The 19,199-nt window shown below is 50.1% G+C and carries 12 protein-coding genes; 4 read left to right on the plus strand and 8 right to left on the minus strand.

What is annotated here, in order from left to right; genetic code table 11:
* Positions 1–28: 28 nt before the first annotated feature.
* Positions 29–1,513 (minus strand): RagB/SusD family nutrient uptake outer membrane protein, encoded by a 1,485-nt coding sequence (locus ACYVEA_RS00925; protein ID WP_461111417.1) that lies wholly within the window; start codon positions 1,511–1,513, stop codon positions 29–31.
* A gap of 136 nt (positions 1,514–1,649) precedes the next feature.
* On the minus strand, positions 1,650–4,817 hold the full coding sequence (locus tag ACYVEA_RS00930; protein WP_461111418.1) for a SusC/RagA family TonB-linked outer membrane protein: 3,168 nt from the start codon (positions 4,815–4,817) through the stop codon (positions 1,650–1,652).
* Positions 4,818–4,990: 173 nt separating this feature from the next.
* On the opposite strand from ACYVEA_RS00930, the gene ACYVEA_RS00935 reads away from it, so the two are divergent.
* Positions 4,991–6,343, plus strand: coding sequence for a hypothetical protein (locus tag ACYVEA_RS00935; protein WP_461111419.1), 1,353 nt, complete (start codon positions 4,991–4,993; stop codon positions 6,341–6,343).
* 130 nt (positions 6,344–6,473) lie between these two features.
* On the opposite strand, the gene ACYVEA_RS00940 is transcribed toward ACYVEA_RS00935, so the two are convergent.
* From ACYVEA_RS00940 to ACYVEA_RS00950, 3 genes are all read right to left on the minus strand, one after another.
* Positions 6,474–7,559, minus strand: coding sequence for a glycoside hydrolase family 43 protein (locus tag ACYVEA_RS00940; protein ID WP_461111420.1), 1,086 nt, complete (start codon positions 7,557–7,559; stop codon positions 6,474–6,476).
* Between the two features lie 45 nt (positions 7,560–7,604).
* On the minus strand, positions 7,605–8,771 hold the full coding sequence (locus ACYVEA_RS00945) for a glycoside hydrolase family 43 protein (RefSeq protein WP_461111421.1): 1,167 nt from the start codon (positions 8,769–8,771) through the stop codon (positions 7,605–7,607).
* Positions 8,772–8,988: 217 nt separating this feature from the next.
* On the minus strand, positions 8,989–10,647 hold the full coding sequence (locus ACYVEA_RS00950; RefSeq protein WP_461111422.1) for an SMP-30/gluconolactonase/LRE family protein: 1,659 nt from the start codon (positions 10,645–10,647) through the stop codon (positions 8,989–8,991).
* Positions 10,648–11,578: 931 nt separating this feature from the next.
* Between ACYVEA_RS00950 and ACYVEA_RS00955 the strand changes: the two genes are divergently transcribed.
* Both ACYVEA_RS00955 and ACYVEA_RS00960 read left to right on the plus strand, forming a co-directional pair.
* Positions 11,579–12,565, plus strand: coding sequence for a glycoside hydrolase family 43 protein (locus ACYVEA_RS00955; protein ID WP_461111423.1), 987 nt, complete (start codon positions 11,579–11,581; stop codon positions 12,563–12,565).
* Positions 12,566–12,627: 62 nt separating this feature from the next.
* Complete coding sequence (locus ACYVEA_RS00960; protein ID WP_461111424.1) at positions 12,628–12,750, plus strand: 30S ribosomal protein THX; 123 nt, start codon at positions 12,628–12,630, stop codon at positions 12,748–12,750.
* A gap of 68 nt (positions 12,751–12,818) precedes the next feature.
* Here the strand turns inward: ACYVEA_RS00960 and ACYVEA_RS00965 are convergent, their stop codons facing one another.
* Positions 12,819–15,410, minus strand: coding sequence for a hypothetical protein (locus ACYVEA_RS00965; RefSeq protein ID WP_461111425.1), 2,592 nt, complete (start codon positions 15,408–15,410; stop codon positions 12,819–12,821).
* Between the two features lie 139 nt (positions 15,411–15,549).
* On the opposite strand from ACYVEA_RS00965, the gene ACYVEA_RS00970 reads away from it, so the two are divergent.
* Positions 15,550–15,804, plus strand: coding sequence for a hypothetical protein (locus ACYVEA_RS00970; protein WP_461111426.1), 255 nt, complete (start codon positions 15,550–15,552; stop codon positions 15,802–15,804).
* 283 nt (positions 15,805–16,087) lie between these two features.
* Here ACYVEA_RS00970 and ACYVEA_RS00975 read toward each other — a convergent pair whose 3' ends face one another.
* Both ACYVEA_RS00975 and ACYVEA_RS00980 read right to left on the minus strand, forming a co-directional pair.
* Positions 16,088–18,079 (minus strand): hypothetical protein, encoded by a 1,992-nt coding sequence (locus ACYVEA_RS00975; RefSeq protein ID WP_461111427.1) that lies wholly within the window; start codon positions 18,077–18,079, stop codon positions 16,088–16,090.
* Between the two features lie 879 nt (positions 18,080–18,958).
* Complete coding sequence (locus ACYVEA_RS00980; protein ID WP_461111428.1) at positions 18,959–19,186, minus strand: hypothetical protein; 228 nt, start codon at positions 19,184–19,186, stop codon at positions 18,959–18,961.
* Positions 19,187–19,199: the final 13 nt, after the last annotated feature.

The following is a 19,199-nucleotide window of genomic DNA, read 5'->3' on the forward strand; positions in this document are numbered from 1 at the left end:
TGATTACGGGACAGTAGCCGGAGTCGATCTACTCCCAGCCAGGATTCTGTGTTAACTTCGGATTGGCCTGAATTTCTTCCAGTGGAATGGGATAATACCGGTGCTTGGCCTGTGGCGTACGAGTGGGATACACATCGTTTACCGCTTTAGGAATTACGGTCAGGAACGTGTTCGTCCGGGTTAGATCGAACCAGCGGTCAGCCTCAGCAAACAGCTCCCACGAACGCTCCTGCAAAACAGCATCAATGAACGCGTCTTTGCTCAGGCCCGGAGTCAGGTCGCCTAACCCCGCCCGCTTCCGAACCGTGTTGATGTACCCGTAGGCTGCGGCTGTTGCTCCATTCTGCCGAGCTTCGGCTTCGGCGGCAACCAGATACACGTCGGCCAGCCGGATAATGGGAAAATTGCAGTTGTTGGCTTCGGCGATGGAATTTGGGTCGCGGTATTTACGAATCAAAACTCCTTTGGGCGTCACAGGCGTGATATCCCGTTGCGGAACGATCTTGCCCGACACATCACGATACGTCGTATCCAAGAGCTGTCGTCGTTTGTCGCTGGGTGAAAACGAGTTGAAGAAATTCTGATAAGCAAACCAGGAACCGAAGGAGACTTTGGCATAATCCGGGCCAGAGCTGTTGCGGGGGCCAGCAATACCCATGACGGTCAACCAGCGGCTGGGCGTTACCCGATCTGCTTCAACGGCCCACATATTCTCGATACGGGCCGCATCTTCTTTGTCCACATCGAACACATCCAGTACGTTCGGCATTAGCGAATACTTGCCTGAATTGATCGTTGCCTGCGCCATCTGCAACGCCTTTGTCCAGTCTTCGTTGTACAACGCCACTTTGGCATAGAGCCCCTGAATCGCTTCTTTGGAAGGTCGACCTTTTACCAAACTGGCTGAGTAAGATGGTAACCCGGCAATAGCCTGGTCTAAATCGCTGTAAATCTGCTTATAGATGTCGGCCCGTGAACTTTTGGTGATGAGCGCTTCGGCTTCACTGGAGCTGGCTTTTGTCTTCACTGGAATCTCGTTAAACGTTTTCGTAAGCGTCCAGTGATATAAGCCTCGTAAGGCATAGGCTTCAGCAACGATTTCTGTCCGGCGCGAGGCATCCATTGGAATGGCAGGAACCTTCTCAATCACCCAGTTGGCGTTTTCGATACCCTTGTAGCTAAAGCGCCAGACACCCTGTGGCCCTTCGGTTTCATGGCGTCCCGAGTTCCGTTGGGCGGTGTAATACGGATCGTAGGAAAACAGCGTAATGGTATTCCGGCCCACCACGGCACGCGGATACGCCTGATCGGCCGCGAAATCAGACACGGCCACTAACGGAAAGCCATACAGGTTGATGAGTGAACCCGCCGAGGATGCAATTCCCGCTTCGGCATCGGACACTGTTTTGTAGAAATTGGTCGTAAAAATGGATGAATACACCGTTTCATCTAGTTTGCTGCACGAGATCGTCAGGCCCGACATAGCCATCAGCAGCAGAATTTGTTTCTTCATGGTATTCGAGAGGTTGTCAGAACCGCATCGGCGGCCCGGCGGAATTAGTCTGATTTAATTGACCGACTATGATTTTTGAGTTCAGTTTTCTGAAAACAAAATCAGTGTAATCACTCAAATCAAAAAAAATCCCGGTTTATAAAGTGATTTGAAGACCGCCCAGAAACGACCGGGCAATTGGATACGTACCGTTGTCGACAAACTGCGTCGTGGCATTCCCGAAATTGTTCACTTCCGGATCGAAACCCGTATAGTTGGTGATGGTGAACGCGTTGTTGGCGCTGACATAAACCCGAATCTGGTTGATGCCTTTAATTTTAGGCAGGGTGTAGCCCAACGACACATTTTTCAGCCGAACAAAGGACGCATCCTCCACGTATCGATCTGAAATAGGCAATCGCCCGCCCTGAAATCCGCTGGAATACTCATTGTTCGGGTTCGTCGCCGACCAGCGATTGGCCATCCCCGCCAGTACATTCTGCTGACCAAGCGCCGTTTCGAAGGTATAGCGGAACAGATTCATGAGTTTGTTTCCCTGCACGCCCTGTACAAACATATTCAGGTCGAAGCCCCGATAGCGGAATGAAGACGAGAAACCAACCGTGTATTTCGGTTGGGAGTTGCCCACGATGAGCTGGTCAGCTGCCGTGATCGTGCCATCCCCGTTGACGTCTTTCACCTTTTGGCCACCAATACGTCCGTCATAGCCGGGTAGAACTGTCTCTCCGGTTTGACTGATTCCGTCGAAAATATAAGTCCGGTAAAGGCCCATCGGATACCCGATTTTGAGCAGCGCAAACGCCGAGCGAGGTAATTCATCCAGAATGCCGTCGAGGGCCAGCACTTCGTTTTTGTTGAACGTGATATTTGCCGACGCGTCCCATTGAAGCCCTCGTTTACCACCGGGCAGAATACGGCCGTTGACGGCCAGCTCAACGCCCCTGTTCTGGATTGACCCAAAGTTACCAGTGATGAACGTATAGCCCGATGACATGGGTAATACTTTCTCGAACAAGAGGTTATCAGTGCGTTTGTTATAATAATCGGCCACAATCGATAGGCGGTTATTAAACAAACTGACATCAAGCCCCACATCGACCTGCGTAGAGCGTTCCCATTTCAGATCCGGGTTCGGAATGGCGATAGGATTGATGCCGGTGACCGGGTTGTGATTGTAATTATAGTTCAGACCCGACGCGCTAACGGTAGCCAGCGATTTGTAGGGATCAATGGCCCCCGCGTTGCCGGTAATGCCCCAGCTACCACGTAGTTTCAGATCAGAAATAGCTGAAACCGACTTCATAAAGGGCTCTTCCACAAGGCGCCAGGCACCGGCGATAGCCGGAAAAAAGCCGTATTTATTGTTCTCGCCAAATTTGCTGGACCCATCGACCCGTGCCGTCAAATCCAGGAAGTATTTGTCTTTGTAGCCGTAGTTGATACGTCCCAGGTACGAGTCCAGTCTGGATTTGCTTTTTTCGCTGCTCAGGCGCTGGTTCACCGCCAGGCCAACGGAATTATTTTCGGTAATGTCGTTCGGAAAGTTAGTCGCGGTCTGCGTGTAGCTCTGATTTACATTGGCCTGGGTGGCTAGAACTGCGGTAGCCGCCAGGGTATGATGCTCCGCCAGACGGGTCCGGTACGTAAAAATACTTTCGTGCAGGAGCGTCCGGGCATAAGCGCTAATATTCGATGCACTACCACCTCCTGACGCTAACTGCGACTGACTCAGGAGCGACAACGGCGAGTAAAATTCAGATAGCGTGTTGCCCAGATCGACGTTGAAACTAGGCCGGTACGTGAAACCTTTGAACAGCGAAAAGTCAACGTAGATATTGGCCAAAATCCGCTGGCTCGTTTGTCGGTTGATGGGCGTGATGAAGTTGAGCGGGTTGGTTACTTCCTGATATTGCCCATTCATCTGGTCCTGAAACGGATACACGCTGCCATCGGCCCGATAAGGCACCAGCGTTGGTGGAGCCGCCACAGCCGCTCCGAGTACACCCGCCCGGCTGCTGGTTACGTCGGAACCCGTTCCGCCCACACTCACGCCATTACTAACCGAATAGCCATAGTACAAACTGGTGCCAATCTTCACCCGATCAGTCAATCTATGGTCGATGTTGGAGCGAAATGAGTAGCGATCGAAACTTGAGTTTCTGATTATCCCATCCTGATTGAAGTAATTCAGGGACAGGGCTAATTGTGTTTTCTGATTACCTCCCGTAACCGAAAGCTGATGGCTCTGGATAGGTGCTTTCCGGAAAATCAGATTCTGCCAGTTGGTGCCTTCACCAAGGGTCGTCGGGTCAGCATAGATCGATCGTTTGTAGACCTCATTTTCGAGCTGGGCAAACTGCCGGGCGTTCAGTACGTCCAGCGTTTTGTTAACCTGCTGTACACCGCCGTAACCGTCATAACTAACACGGGTCGCCCCATCTTTGCCGCGCTTGGTCGTGATCAGAACAACGCCGTTGGCTGCCCTTGCGCCGTAAATGGCTGTCGATGAAGCGTCTTTCAATACTTCAATCGATTCGATGTCATTCGGATTGATCTGGGAAAGCGGACTTACGTCGGTGATGCCCCCTGTGTTCGCAATCTGAATACCGTCAATGACATACAACGGCTCGGAGCTGCCATTAATCGAGTTTGTCCCCCGGATACGAACGCTGACATTACCACCCGGAGCGCCTGAATTCTGCGTGATCTGCACGCCAGCTACCCGAGCCTGTAACCCCTGCGCTACGTTTGCAACAGGTGTTTGCAACAAATCGGCAGCTTTGACAGAAGCGATGGCCCCTGTCGTTTCAATTTTTCGCTGTGTGCCATATCCTACCACAATAACTTCTTCCAGCGCTTTCGTATCGGGGGCGAGTTGAATGTTAATAGTCGACCGACTGCCAACCGCTATTTCCTGGGTCAAATAGCCAACAAAGCTCACAACAAGCGTGGCGCCATCGGGTACGGCTAACTGGAACATGCCTTTGGCATCCGTAACGACGCCACGTTGCCGACTCGTCGCGGCTCCTTTAAGCAGAACACTCACACCCGGAAGCGTAGCTCCTTTTTCGTCGGTGATGGTCCCTGTGATAAGCCGATCCTCTGCCTGAATCTGAGTGCTCTTTGCAGCTTGGGACAGGTCTTTTCCAGGCACCTGTTTCGCGCGGTCAACGATGGCGCTGGCACTAAGAAGACCTTTTGACGTTTTGCCTGGACCAAAACCAAACCGCTGCTGACCCTGCGTCAACAGCGGCAACAGAGACCCGAACAAAACGACGTAGTACAGTAAACGCTTTTGTCGCATATTATTGAGATATTTATAGAGTAAAGGACTAGTGTTCCCGAGTGATACTTACACCAAATGCGAGTATACAAAGGTAATTTTGCATTATACGACGATGGCAGGAGGTGCCTGACCATTTTGCTTGCCAAAATTTTGGACAATTCAACTTACTGGTTGACAGATCGTTACCTTGAATGATCACCGAGAATGGACAACCCGGAAAAGCCGAAGTCTTTGCGCTTTTAGATAGTAGCTGTCGACGGGTTAGCGAAACTTATGGCAAGCCCGACTGGGACACGTGGACGAACAGCGACTACGTTAGCCTGAGTCATATCCTTTTTAAGCAGACGCGTGTACGGATTAGCCCGAATACGCTGAAACGTATTTTTGGTAAAATCAAAACCGATTCCCGGTATTACCCCCAGAAGGCCACCCGGGACGCGCTGGCTACTTACATCGGACACCCCGACTGGGATCATTTTGTGAAAGTGCAGGAATGGACGACCCGGCATGCCGGGCGGATACCCGATGAATTTAGGCCGGAGGAGGCCCAACCTCCGTTAATTACACCTGTCAATTCATCTGTTCTCACTTTGGGGGGCAGAACGAAGCGTAACCGGCGACTGCCTTTATTGATTGGTGGCGCTATTTTGCTCACTATCGTCATACTGCTCATACAGCAGCGAAGCACAGGTCGCAAATCAACTCAGCTCATCTGTCGAAATCCGCTTGGGGAAAACCCGCATTCAGCCGTATTTCAACTCAAACACCCAGGTTCAAAAGTCGAAACAGGCACGTATTCGATTCTGTTTGGCGATGGCAAACGGGAACATCTTAACGCTACCGACAGCATTGCCACGCACTATTATGAACGGCCGGGCCGTTATTTTGCCATCCTGCAACGGGACGGCGTAAATATTGATACGTCAACTGTCTACTTGCAGACGAAAGGCTGGACGGTTACGGCCAACATGATGCACGATACCAGTCGGGTTTACCCGATTGAGGTTGAGCATTTATTCACCAAAGGACGCCGGAGTGTTAGCGCCCCCGAAGCCGCCCGCGCCGGTATTGACACGAACCGCACGTTTTTTATGGAGTTTATCAATAGCCATCCAACTCAGATTGATGGCGATAATTTTGAACTAACGACCCGTATAAAGACCTCTCTGGATAGAGCGGGGGTTCGCTGCTCGCAGGTCGGTATTACGGTATGGGGGGAATCGTCACAGCACATGTTTGAAGTGATGAGACCGGGTTGTGCACACTGGATTCTGATCCAGAATTCTGATATTCAGAAAAGCGGACAGCGCGACGATTTGAGTTTTATGGGTGCTGATTTGCGGTCGGGCGGCACATTGACGTTGCGGGTTGTCGATAAACAGGCCGTTATTTTTATTAACAATCGACAAGTTTACAAGACACGCTACACCCAGCCTCTTCACAAAATTTATGGCGTCAAAATCCGTTTTGCCGGCGTCGGAACCGTTGACTCCTTTTCGTTAAACGATTTAAAAACACGGTCTATATTCGATGGAAGCTTTTAACGTACGGATTAGCTGACTCTCAGATCGTGGCAGATTTTGGCACTTATGAAAACCATTTGTTTCGGGGATATATAAAATGTATGGGGGCGAAGGCTTATCCCTTTACACTTTTTAGGCCATTGGGCCTTTCTCAATGAGTCGTTGAATACGTTTTAAGTAAAGTCCTGGCTTCCTCAGGGGTTAATAGCGAAACGCAACCATGCCTGGCTTCAGACGGGAAACGTACATCTTCTTCCACTGTCCAGTGAATTAAATCAGGTGAATAGGAAGCCCCAAAACGGTTCGTCATGCAATAATCATATAGCAATAACCAACCCGGTCGGAGCGGGTCTTTTATAACCGTAGGCCCTTCGGTGATTACCGGAACAATTTGTCCCTTATTCAAGGGGCCCTCCACAAGGCTATAGGGCCCCTCAATGTTTTTCGATGTGGCTACTCGAATGGCCCGCCGTTCACCCGTTTTGACGCCAAATTCCTCCTCTTTATGAAACAGATAATAGGTTCCTTCATGGTCTAGCAATGTTCCATCGATCACGGAGTAAGGCGGAGCAAAAAATACTTTCGCCGGTGTAAATGTTTTCCAATCCCGTGTCCTGCAGGACCAGAGCCGACTTTCCTTCCAGCCCGCATCTTTAAAGGACGACGACCAGAGTAAGACATACTCCCCTGTTTTAGCATCGTAAAACCATTCGGGAGCCCAAATATTTCCAGCTAAGGCGCCTGACTCATCCCGTATGCCTTTCATTAAGGGCAACGAACCTTCAGGCTGCCAATGAATCAAATCTTTAGAGGTGATATAGAGACAGCTTGGTCCCACGTTCTCCCGTTCTTTACTTCTTCCGCCACCCGTTGATAGTATCCGCCAGAGCCCATCCGGCCCCCGACGAACGTATGGATCACGAACATGCTGCTCCCACACGGGTTTATTGTCATTTAACGGTGTCCAATGGCGTCCATCCGTAGATAAGGCTATGTGCAACTTATTAATCAGCATGGGATCTGGTAAGGGAACTTCAACTGTATTTCCCTTCGCATCAATCTCAATACGGGTTGGGTACCGCTGCCGAAAGTAAGTCAGCATCCAGACGTTTTTAGTATCGTCAATTTTAAGCTGTTCCTGGCCGGTTACGGCCTGGGATGCTACGTCGCTTTTAGGTTGTGCCAGGGCTTCCCCAAAGAAAATAAGCAAGGCAATAAATACTGTTGTAAGCCGCATCATTACTAAATTTTAACCTAGAGTCCTTTATCTAAACGAATGTTATCAATGGCCATAAACCGCCGTTGCAACACCTGAAGGGCGCTTTTGGGGCGTTGTGGTAGGCCCGTAGATTGTTATTTTTCCGTTTTTCACGTCCATACGATCAATACAAACCACTCGTTCTTCTCCGGTTTTTTCGGTCCTTGCGTGGTAGACACAGAACATTTCTTTACCGTCCGGCGAGTAAGCAATGCTGTTGTGCCCCGTGCCCGTTACCGCTCCTCCCTGATCGGTATTTTTCTGCAATACCGGATTATTGGCTGCTTTTTTAAACGGACCTAAGGGCGAGTTTGACGTAGCATACCCAATGGCGTAGTACTGACCACCGAAGTGATTAGCCGAATACATGATGTAATAGGTGTTGCCTTTTTTGAACGTAACCGAGCCCTCCGTCCAACGGCGGTTGACTTCGCGAGCCGTAACCGATCGACTTTCCCATTCGGCCTGTTTGTCGCTGAGGGCAACGGGTGGCCGTAGTAGTAAAACGGGTTCACCAATGACGCCGGAAAAATCGGGTTTGAGTTCGATGCCGTATACCCAGCTCTCTTCGATTTCGCTGAACCACCCTTTTTCCCGGGCTAATGTGGCCACTTCACTTTTGACCGGATGTTTGTAGCAGCAACGCGAGAAGTATAAATACGCTTTGCCACTGGGCTCAAACAACACATTGGCATCAATAACAGGGTATCCCGGATCGAAAAGTGGTTGGGTAGCCAGGTCAATAAACGGGCCGGTAGGCTTATCGGCCACGGCCACGCCAATCCGGAAGTTTTCCACTTCCCGGGTTGGGTTTTTCCGCCACTGGGCGCTGTAAAAAAGGTAAAACTTTCCCTTTACCTCATATACCTCAGGTGCCCAATAGGCACCATCCCATTTGGCGTTTGGATCGCTCCAGCCATTTTTATTCGTATGAAAATATACCTGTCCCTGCGGTTTCCAGTTCACCAGATCTGTTGATGAATACGTGACAAAACCCTTATCGGCCCCACCGCCGGTTCCGTACATATAATAGGTACCCTGGGTGTACAAAACGTAGGGGTCACCAAACTGGACGGGTAGTGGATTGGAATAGGTGGTTTTGACCGTAGTGATACGTTGTGGCGTTTGGGCCGTCAACTGGCCAAAAAATAGGGGTGCAAAAAAGCAAAGCAGGAGCCGTGAATAGTTCATGATACCGATTTTTTTAGTCGTGAGCCCGGGGCAAATACCTTCCTGAGCCGCTCGTCTGACAAGAAAGACATGAACGGGCTGTAGCCTACTACTTAAAATTGGCCCTAATCAAAACATTCACCCACTCTTCATCGAGTTCTAAATACAATCAAGTATCGATAAAAAAGTGAACGTTCGTAAGGCCACTGATTAGCAGGCTCAATCCTGTCAAATCAACTTATAACTTCGGTGCAACAGGCTTGCTGGGTTTTTCCCAGGCGTTAGCACCTTTGACATTCAGTTTGCGTTTGTACACGTTATCACCGCAGGTCGCATAGAGAATATCGAAGTTTGCTCCGCCAAAGCAGATATCAGACACGTTTCCATTGGGAGTCGGCAGGATGGCATTGACCCGTCCTGCCTGGTCGCATACCTGAATGCCCAGTCGTGAAGCTACATACAGTCGTCCGTCGCGGTCCGTTTTGATTCCGTCCGCACCCGCATCGTCGGCCGTATCCGGCGAATGAAGCCAGTAATATTTCTGTTTATTCGCCAGCGTCCCGTCGGGCTCGATTGAAAAACTGTATACCCAGTGCGAGCGTTTATCGGCAACATATAACAGCGTTTGGTCAGGTGAAAGCGCTACACCGCTAGCCCAAATAAGGCCCGTATCGACCTTAACTTTTTTACCACCGGGCCGAATCAACCACACGTTACTCCGCTCATTGGCATTCGGAGACGAGCTGGTAACGTAGCCGTTTCCCCGGCTGTCTACAACACGGCCATTTCCCGTAAGCCCCCCAGCAATAGGAGTAACTTTTTCAATGGTCTGATCAACCCGGTTTAGTTTACCGTCCAGGTCAATCTTCCATCGTCTAGCGCCCGCACCATCCTCAAAAAAAACGTCTCCTTTAGCATTAGCACGAAGCCCTGCTGACAGTCGATAGCCTTCGCCAACCAGTTGCCAGCCTTCATTGGGCACCAGAATATCGGTAAGCATCTGATTTTTAGACACTCCCGTTTTGATAGGCTCGGGCCAGCCTTTCCATAAGTAGCGCATGGCATCCGGAAAAATGGCCGTTCCGTGTTTGCCGTTATGGCCGCCCTCCCCCCAGACATGCTGCACATCGTAGCCCGCAAACGTCAACGCTCGTTCCATGGTCTGGTTCGCCATCCACCAGTCGCCCCCATAAATATTGAGGTCGTTGGCACCGTCCTGTAGAAAAATACGTAGTGGTTTGGGTTCAAACTTTCGTATCAGTGTATGATCCCGATCGGCCCCGCGCAAACCCACATATGTACCAATCGTGCTGAACACCCGGCTAAAGGCATCGGGACGTTCCCAGGCGGCCGTGAACGCACAAACGGCCCCACTGCTCGATCCGCCAATGGCACGATCATTGCCCCTGTGAGACAGGCGAATGGGGCGTCCGTCAGCCGTTTTTTTAGTTTCTACGTCGGGAAGAAGCTCCTCGAGCAAAAACCGGACGTAGTTATCCCCCAATCCGTCATACTCATAACTACGATTGAATCGGTCAAGGGCAGCGTCAGCATTGGCCGCTTTGACGCGCCCATGCATGACGAATATTCCAATCGTCACGGGCATTTCTTTTTTATGAATCAGATTGTCAAAAACAACAGGGGCCTGCCACTGAATACCGTCCTGATTGACATACACACAAGCCGGTTGGGAAGGCTGATACTGGGCGGGAACATACACCCAGTACTCACGCCATGTGCCGGGAAATATTTTGGACGTTTCAAACGTAAATTTAAGAACTTCACCTTTGGGAGTTCCTTCCTGTGGCTGCGCATCGGGATGAACCGGGTAGGTATCGGGCGTTTGAGCCAAAAGCCAAACCGGACAGAAAAAGAAAAGTAGATGAAGGACTTTCATGGACGTATGAATTCTAGGCTTGTTACAAGCCTGAAGTATGCAGGAAGGCATTTATACTTTTTGGGTACAGGCCGTCAGGCTGATCTGTTCAGCACGTCCCCGCCGATGCTTTAGTCCATAGCGATTACATAGGTCTCCCGTGAGACGATGAAAGACTATGACTTCCTGGATTTTTACTAACGCTTTTTATGAAGGCATTAGGATCCGCCCCGTTACCTGAAAAGCACTTTGCCCAAGCGGTCATCTATCCCCGTCCAGTGTTTCTCCAACTTTCGTTACCATGCTGCTCGTAGTGAATGTAGATGATTGGGTTCCTATGACATACGTACCTTGCGTATATAGTCCATTGAGGTTTGTGCCGTTACGCTGCCGTCCGTATACACCTTATAAGACGTATTGAGTTCGCCGGCAAATCATACGCACTGGCGGCCGTAGTCGTATTCCCTTCCGGCATGTAAACCGACGTAGTGGTACTGTCACTAGCCATGGGTGTACCCGTTGTTGCGCCAGCTCCGGCAATTACAGTATCACTTTCTTTGGAACAGGTAAAAAGCGTGGTCAACACAAAAAAAGAACGGTACTCATGGCTTTCATTCGCTTTTTCACCCTTCCGCCCGATAGGCTAGTCAAACTTTTTGTCAGGAATTCGTTGCCTTTTCCTGTCGTATGGCGCCTTGGTCGGTTATCTACGGATTAGGTCGTTGATCAGGGAAACAGGCTTGCGGTAAATGGCCCAATTGTGTCGGTGACGGCTGCGCACAATCAATCGGCGACCAGTCAATTTCACTTTCTGGCTCAGTAGTACCCTGATACGTTTTGTTTTTACTTTTCTTTGCAGGACTTTCAGTTAGGCCGTGCCACGGTTTCGAACCGTGGCACGGCCTAACTGAAAGTCCTGCTTTGTTATCAATACCGACTTTTCACTCCCTGTATGTCTCGTTTACGATTGGCTTTCGCCGTTTCCGCTTTTGCGTTCACTACGTTTCCCGGCCTGGCTCAAACTGCCGAAAAAGCGAATAACCCCGTCTTTCCGGGGTGGTACGCTGACCCCGAAGCAACCATCTTTGGCAAGAAGTACTGGATTTACCCAACCTTTTCGGCTCCCTACAAGCAACAGGTTTTCTTCGATGCGTTTTCGTCGCCGGATCTGGTAACCTGGACCAAACACAGCCGCATTCTGGATTCTACGGCGGTAAAATGGGCAAAAAAAGCCATGTGGGCTCCAGCTATAATCGAAAAAGGTGGTAAGTATTATTTGTTCTTCGGCGCCAACGACATTCATGACGGCAAGAAAGAAGTGGGCGGCATTGGCGTAGCCGTGGCTGATAATCCGGCGGGTCCTTTCCGCGATTATTTAGGCAAACCGTTGGTAGGTCAGATTCACAACGGTGCCCAGCCTATCGACCAGTTTGTTTTCAAAGACCAGGATGGGAAATATTATTTGATTTATGGCGGCTGGAGCCATTGCAACATCGCCCAACTGAACGATGATTTTACCGGCTTTCTCCCCTTTGCCGACGGCGCTACGTATCGGGAGATTACGCCCAAAAACTACGTGGAAGGCCCAATCATGTTTGTTCGCAATGGCCAATATTACTTCATGTGGTCGGAAGGCGGCTGGACCGGCCCCGATTACTCAGTAGCTTATGCCGTATCTAAATCGCCATTCGGGCCGTTTGAGCGGGTGGGTAAAATTCTCCAGCAAGACCCGACCGTAGCAACCGGCGCGGGCCATCATTCGGTTATTAAGGTACCCGGCACCGACGAATGGTACATCGTTTACCACCGTCGTCCACTGGGCGAAACGGATGGCAATCACCGCGAAACCTGCATTGACCGAATGTATTTCGATGCCAATGGCACCATCAAACCCGTTAAAATTACGGCTGCCGGTGTGAAGGCCCGATCCTTGAAGTAAGTAAACTGAACAAATACAGTCTTTTATCTGTACTACCTAGATAACTAAACGAATCTTCGATCATGGGCAAAGGCGATATAAAAACCCGCAAAGGAAAAATTGCAAGGAGTTCATACGGGCTTAGCCGTCCTCACCCAACCAGAAAGCTGATCGTCTCTATACCGGAGACAAAACCAAAAGACTGATTCGTTACAAAGCAAAACGCGTCGCCATCTGATTGATGGCGACGCGTTTTGCTTTGTAATCTACTCTTCTAGCGCGTTTTTACTTTTGCTCCTTTTGTGTCCGGTTTCAGTACGTCTGGAGCCACAGGGACAACGGGCGACGCAGGTGTTGATTCGGAACGCGGACTACGCCCTTCACGGAAGCCAACAAAACCAATCAGGGCAATCAGCAATACATTGCAAATCAGATCAATCGTGTCGCCGGTGTGCGCCAGGGGCGGATCGAACTTGAACTCAATGGTGTGTTTACCGGCCGGAACTTTCATGGCCCGCAATACGTAGTCGGCGCGTAGGTGTGGGGCTGGTTTGCCGTCGATAAAAGCCTGCCAGTCTTCATGCCCCCGGTAATACACTTCGGAGAAAACCACCAGGCCATCTTTAACCGCGTTGGCCTGATAAATCAGTTTATCGGGTCTATAGCTCGTGAGTTGGATCGTGCTGCCCGTATGGTCCAGGGTACCCGGCAAGCCATTTAGCTCGGCCGCAAACCGTTTGTCAACTACCGCCGAATCGCGTGGGTTCAGCGTCTTCATGGCCGCCATTTCTTCATCGGCATTGCCTACCTGCTGCACCGTTCCGACAAACCAGGCCGCGCCCATCACTTCAGGATTGGGTAACGCAACGGGTCCCGTTTGCTGTTGCGGATTTGCGGGGTCAGGCTGCCCCGCCTGAATCACGTATTTCGCATTCAGCATATTCAGGATCGGGTGTGTATTACTCTGGAAGGCGAAGTTGATTAGTTCGTTGTAGCGCCGTAAGCGGGTCGTATTGTAGCCGCCAATTGACCGGTGGAAATACGACGTCCGGTTGGTTTCCATGAACGAGCCACCCGACTGATCGAACACGCGGTAGCCCAGCGATTTATCCTGTAAAATCTGCTGGTCGGCGGCCGTCGGCTCAAAAATCTGGCTGGCCTGTGTTTTGGTAATGAAATCAGCGTTATTCAGGAACCGCTTATCTACGCCAAACAGGTCGAAAATAACGACGGCCAGCAACACGGGATAGAAAATACCGGATTTGATTTTGCCGGTTATAAACGCCCAAAGAGCCCCTGCCGTGATCAGGATCAGGATCAATGAACGAAAGGCATCACTACGTAGCATACTCTGCCGGTCGCTGATGAGCGCCGTCTGGAAGTCTTTGGCCGCTTCCCCAAAATAGGACGCTAGCCGGTCGAGGTCAACGGGTGTCTGAAAGCTAAAGAACGCACTACCCAGCAAGGCCAGTAGTAAGGCCGAACCGCCTGTCAGGCCGAAACTGATGAGCAACGGCTGCCGCAATTGCGCGAACGTTAATTTCTGGTTTACAATCGTTTGTATGCCCAGTGCCGCTCCGATACCCAGGAATAACTGCGCCAGGCAGAGCGCCATTGTCATGGCCCGAAACTTGTTCAGGTAGGGCAAAAAATCAAACAGGAATCCGTTGAATGCCAGCAGGTTTTTACCCCACGCCAGCATGATCATGAACACCGTGGCACTCAGCAGCCACCACCGGATCGGGGTTCGAATCACGAACATACCCAATACAAACAGGAAGATCAGGGCCGCACCCGCGTAGGCAGGACCGCCCACCATCGGCTGATCGCCCCAGTACGTTGGCGCACCCAGTTCGGCCATCTGCTTGGCAGCCGCGGGGTCAACCCCTCGGCTCGTCATGGCTTTGTAAAATTCGGAATCAGTACCCAGGCCACCACCCGAAGCGCCCCCAAATGCATTGGGTATGAGTAGCGTTAAGGTTTCGGCCTTACCATAACTATACGTGAACGCGTAGTCTTTATCCAATCCACCTTTCGATTCGCTACTGGCGGATTTCCCATCGGGATTAGTCGTTTTGGCCGTTAGCTCCGACGTACCGCGGATTGTTTCTTTGGTGTATTGATTAAGCACCAGCAACCGCTTGCCGAAGCTTCCGGCCGCCAAGGCACCCGCCACGGCCAGCGTTGCCAGACCCAGGGCCAGTTGGGTTGTCTTTCCCGCCCGAATCAGTGCAATACCCTCAATGAGCACATACAGCCCAATGGTCAGAAACAGATAATACGTAATCTGGATGTGGTTGGCTCCGAACTCTAAACTCAAAAACAGGCCCGTTACCGCAGCACCAAGCCAGTAACGACCCCGTAGCGCCAGTATTACGCCTGCCAGCAAACCCGCCCCAAAGCCCATAGCATAGAGCTTGGAAATGTGACCGGCCTCCAGACTAACGATACCCAGTGTACCGAAGCCATAAGCCGCTGCCCCTAAAGACGATAGCCACGGATTACATCCCAGTACAACCAGTAGCACATAGGCGCAGAGCATGACGACAAACACCACGCTCGCTGTATTGGGAAGCAGGCTAACTACCGCCATAACAGCCTTGTAAACAAAAATATAGGGATAATTAAAGTCAATCATGTAGGCCGGCATACCGCTGAAAACAGCATCCGTCCAGAGTGGCTTTTCGCCCGTTTGCCTGGCAAAATCACGAATTTCCTGGGCGGAGGCCATGCTCTGCTGCACATCGGACATGGAGAGTGTTTTGCCCGAAAGCACCGGCGAGAAGTAAATAATGGCCAGCACGAGCAGCCCCAGCACCGCAATCAGGTGCGGGCGTAGACGTTGGAACAGGGTTGGTTGATTCATATAACAAAGACAATACGTAGTCCAAAGATACGGCTTTGTGGTAAAACGGATAGACTAGGCATGCGATTGTTGGTAGGGAATTACCTAACAAAAAAAGGAACGACGCAACCGTAATGCCGCTCTTCGCGTATATAGTGATATGCGCTACATCGTTGTTTTCGCTCAGCAGGAAATTGGCTACGCCGTGGGGTTCGACAGCACCTCCGACGCATATGATTTTTTGTTCTGGGGTTACGAAGAATACGATCTGGTTCCCTACGGGATTTTCGACGCGCTCACGGGGGAGGTATGGCCTTACGAACATCGGGGCGAGCGCACATCTGATGTGGATGAGCAAATCATCAGCCGAACCGCCCTCGATTATCTGAAGGCCGCGATTCGACATACGACCTAGCATTTACCAACCTATGATGAATATAAGTGAACAAGCCCGACCAATGTGCCGGGCTTGTTCGATTATTTCGTATCGTGTTCGATGCGTTCGATCCTTATTATCCCGGAAGTCAATCATGTAGCGGCAAATTTTGTAGTTGAAACGAGCTGACTAACCTGCTTAAAGTATACGACTTAAACGTCTCGACTGCTCATGAAGAAGCAGCTTAAAACCAAAAAGCCGGTCACATCGAAATATGACCGGCTTTTTAGTTTTGTACACTACGCAAGCAACCTGCGTTACGTTAATTGCTCGGCAGGGCGCCTACTCGTCCCGCATAGCCGGGCTTTTCCCAGGCAGATTGCGCAGCAGGCAACGCTTCGTAAGTTTGATTACGATCGGCCGACTTGACTATAAACTCGTAGACCTGGGCCGCCGGACCCCGTAGCTTAACCTTGAACTGATTAGCGTTTAATCCGCCACCCGGTACGCGCACAATATCGATACGTTCTTCGCCCCAGTTCTGCACCATACCGCCCATGATCAGCACACGCCAGCCACCCGGAACAGCTTTGTAACGCAGCATATAGGCGGGTCGTTTGGGCCCATGAACTCCACCATTATTGTTTACCGCAGCCACGCCATTATACGCCACAAAACTACCCGTCTGATTAACCTGTACCTCCGGGTCTTCAACCAATGTACTGCCTGGATAATACGTCTCGTAAGGCTGCAAATCAGCGCGCGCCTGGAGCATGGCTGAAACCGGGTGCTGATAGAAATTATAGTAAGCCTTTGTATCGGGATCTGCCGGATTGCTCAGGTCTTTGGTAATGTCGGGCGGATCAGTAGGGAAGAGATAAAACCCCCAGTCGGGTTCGTCGCCCGCGAAAAACCGCGTGACCACGTAGCGCGAATACTGTTCGTAGGGAGGTTGCCAGAGTTTTGGCGTATCCCGGAAGTTATCATTTCCGTAACGGCGAATATTCTGAACCTCTGCGAACGGCGCGTGCCAGTCTCCTTCATAGAACGGCTCGATCTGACGCCAAATCGGACGTACCTTGCCATTTCTAAGCCGCATCAGCCGTCGGTTTTCCTGAATATATCCCTTCTCATCGCCCACCATGTGACGGGGCTTAATTTTACTCCAGATATACGGATACGTTTGCGTTCCAGCTTTTTTCTTTTTGAAGATATCATCCTTATCCCACTCGTCCATATCGGGATCCCCCCGATACCAATAGCCCTGATCAAAATCTTCGTGATCGTAAAATCCACCATTGAACCGAAAGGTTTCAGTACCTCCTCCCGGTTTGTTGAGCGTAAGATTTCCCTGGCTGTCACCGCCGATATGCGACACAACGCAAATTCCCTCCAGAAACAATGCGTTTTCCTTCTCAACGTCTACGCGGGGTTCACCCTGCGCCATCGAAGCGCCTAACGCGACTTTACTACCGGGTTTTCCTTTCCGGCGAGCAATTTCCAGGAGTAAGGTAAGTCGGTTAGCCCGGCGAACGAACATCTCGTTCATCCAGGCCGCTTGCCCACGTGCCGCCAGTTGCTCAATCGTAATTGTTTCCTTTGATCCTTCTAACTGAATAAGCCGCTTCTTGATATCGTGCCAATTGCCATTACTGCTTCCCTGTTTTGAGAAAAAGCCCGCATCAGTCCAGCCAGGTAATGGACCTTCTTCCCGGTTACCGGCATTGAGCCAGAGGCTACTTTCTATGTCGTAGACAAGGTACTTTGTATTGGCCCACCCACCATACCCCATGGCGGGAACGGCTCCCCAGACAAAATTAAAAAACGATTGTAAGGAGTTGAAATAGAAGTTCGCATTGCGCATATCTCCCAGGAAATTCTCGGTAGCATAGTGCATCTCATCGCCAAAAACCAGTTGCGATTTATGTTCAGGCTTAACCGACCAGTTTGTGAACGTATTGATACCCACTGCCTTTCGCTCCGTCACCGATTTATTTCCCAGTATGTCAATGCAGAAATGAAAGTTTGGCGAGAAATACTTTCCCGTACCGAACTGTGTCATATTAATCTGGCCTTTCGGTTCTGGTGCATAGGGTAATAACGAGCGCCCACCCGATCGTCCCTGCACAGCGTCTGACGGCAGGGTGCTGACTACCTGGTCAAAGACATTGGAGTTGGGTTTCGATTCTTTTTTAATGACCTGCGTATTATTAGGCCCCTCTACTATCGAATAACGATACGGCTGTGCTTCGACCGAATGCAGGATGGCGATTAACGTAACCCACTGCCCAAAAAGAAATTTACTTGCCTTCATACTGACCTTAACGCTTTATTCCCCAATTACGTCTGATCCCTGAATCGCTACGACAGGGAAGATACCGCATAATTAACGATTAAAAACTAATTCAATCAACGTAAGCTAAGCCACGAAGTAAATGTCACTATCTAGCCAATTATTCAGCATAAGCGTCTGATAGTAGTTTACATCACTTCGTACAGCATCTGCCTTCGGTTTATTGTACTATTCACTTGTATATATAGGCTACCCTTCAACAAATAACCATTTACTGAAGGTCTACTAGTAGTTACATTTGAGATACATATAATAACTGTTACTTTTTAGTTAGTTATATATCTATTACGTATGAAAAAAAATCGTTCCTCCTTATTCCAGACCCCTGGACACTTATTTTTTTATTTCAGGTACGCTCCTACTCTTCATCGCCCACTGGATTATAGGGCTGTTTTAAGCTAATTACTGCACTACATATATCTCACCGATTACTATATAAAATGCGCAATGCGAGTACATGTCATTAAATGATCTCGTTACAGGTGAAACAGTGCAGGTGAGATCCACTCAAAGACAAAAATAGGCGGACTTGATTCAACCAGTTACTTAGCTGGAAATTTATACGAAATGGGAACGAAAAATCCCGGCCAGCACATGCCAACCGGGATTCCAATAGTTTATCTAGCCCAATGACTTGGGTATTGCAAGGTAATAATTTGACTAACCAAAATATAGAAATCGGTGTCAAAAGCCGTCACAATCATCATTTGGGAGGTATCCTATGGCATAAGCAGCCTTGACATCTCGAAAACCTTACTTACACACAAACGCCGACCCTTGACAGGATCGGCGTTTGTGTAGTCAACAAATAAGTGGTATCGATACCACACATTACAGAGATCATTTGCACGTAGTGACAACGGTTACGCTGCTATTACTGGTCGTGTTAGCTACAATATGCGCGGCCACTTCGTCGTCCCCACAAACATCATTTGTGATGCGCGTTGGCTGCGAGTTTTGACCGGTGGTCACGGTTTCGCAGCTTTTACAGTTCTTTTTCTTGAAACTTCCTCCCTCGCACGACCAAAACCCGATGGCGCCAAGTACAATAAGTGTTGCTATCTTCATCGCCAGTCGTATT

The organism is Spirosoma jeollabukense (assembly GCF_054777855.1).

What these genes read in the sequence shown, in the direction of transcription:
- ACYVEA_RS00925 (WP_461111417.1), bottom strand. Translation starts at nt 1,513, where the DNA reads ATGAAGAAACAAATTCTGCTGCTGATGGCTATGTCGGGCCTGACGATC.
- ACYVEA_RS00930 (WP_461111418.1), bottom strand. Translation starts at nt 4,817, where the DNA reads ATGCGACAAAAGCGTTTACTGTACTACGTCGTTTTGTTCGGGTCTCTG.
- ACYVEA_RS00935 (WP_461111419.1), top strand. Translation starts at nt 4,991, where the DNA reads ATGATCACCGAGAATGGACAACCCGGAAAAGCCGAAGTCTTTGCGCTT.
- ACYVEA_RS00940 (WP_461111420.1), bottom strand. Translation starts at nt 7,559, where the DNA reads ATGCGGCTTACAACAGTATTTATTGCCTTGCTTATTTTCTTTGGGGAA.
- ACYVEA_RS00945 (WP_461111421.1), bottom strand. Translation starts at nt 8,771, where the DNA reads ATGAACTATTCACGGCTCCTGCTTTGCTTTTTTGCACCCCTATTTTTT.
- ACYVEA_RS00950 (WP_461111422.1), bottom strand. Translation starts at nt 10,647, where the DNA reads ATGAAAGTCCTTCATCTACTTTTCTTTTTCTGTCCGGTTTGGCTTTTG.
- ACYVEA_RS00955 (WP_461111423.1), top strand. Translation starts at nt 11,579, where the DNA reads ATGTCTCGTTTACGATTGGCTTTCGCCGTTTCCGCTTTTGCGTTCACT.
- ACYVEA_RS00960 (WP_461111424.1), top strand. Translation starts at nt 12,628, where the DNA reads ATGGGCAAAGGCGATATAAAAACCCGCAAAGGAAAAATTGCAAGGAGT.
- ACYVEA_RS00965 (WP_461111425.1), bottom strand. Translation starts at nt 15,410, where the DNA reads ATGAATCAACCAACCCTGTTCCAACGTCTACGCCCGCACCTGATTGCG.
- ACYVEA_RS00970 (WP_461111426.1), top strand. Translation starts at nt 15,550, where the DNA reads ATGCGCTACATCGTTGTTTTCGCTCAGCAGGAAATTGGCTACGCCGTG.
- ACYVEA_RS00975 (WP_461111427.1), bottom strand. Translation starts at nt 18,079, where the DNA reads ATGAAGGCAAGTAAATTTCTTTTTGGGCAGTGGGTTACGTTAATCGCC.
- ACYVEA_RS00980 (WP_461111428.1), bottom strand. Translation starts at nt 19,186, where the DNA reads ATGAAGATAGCAACACTTATTGTACTTGGCGCCATCGGGTTTTGGTCG.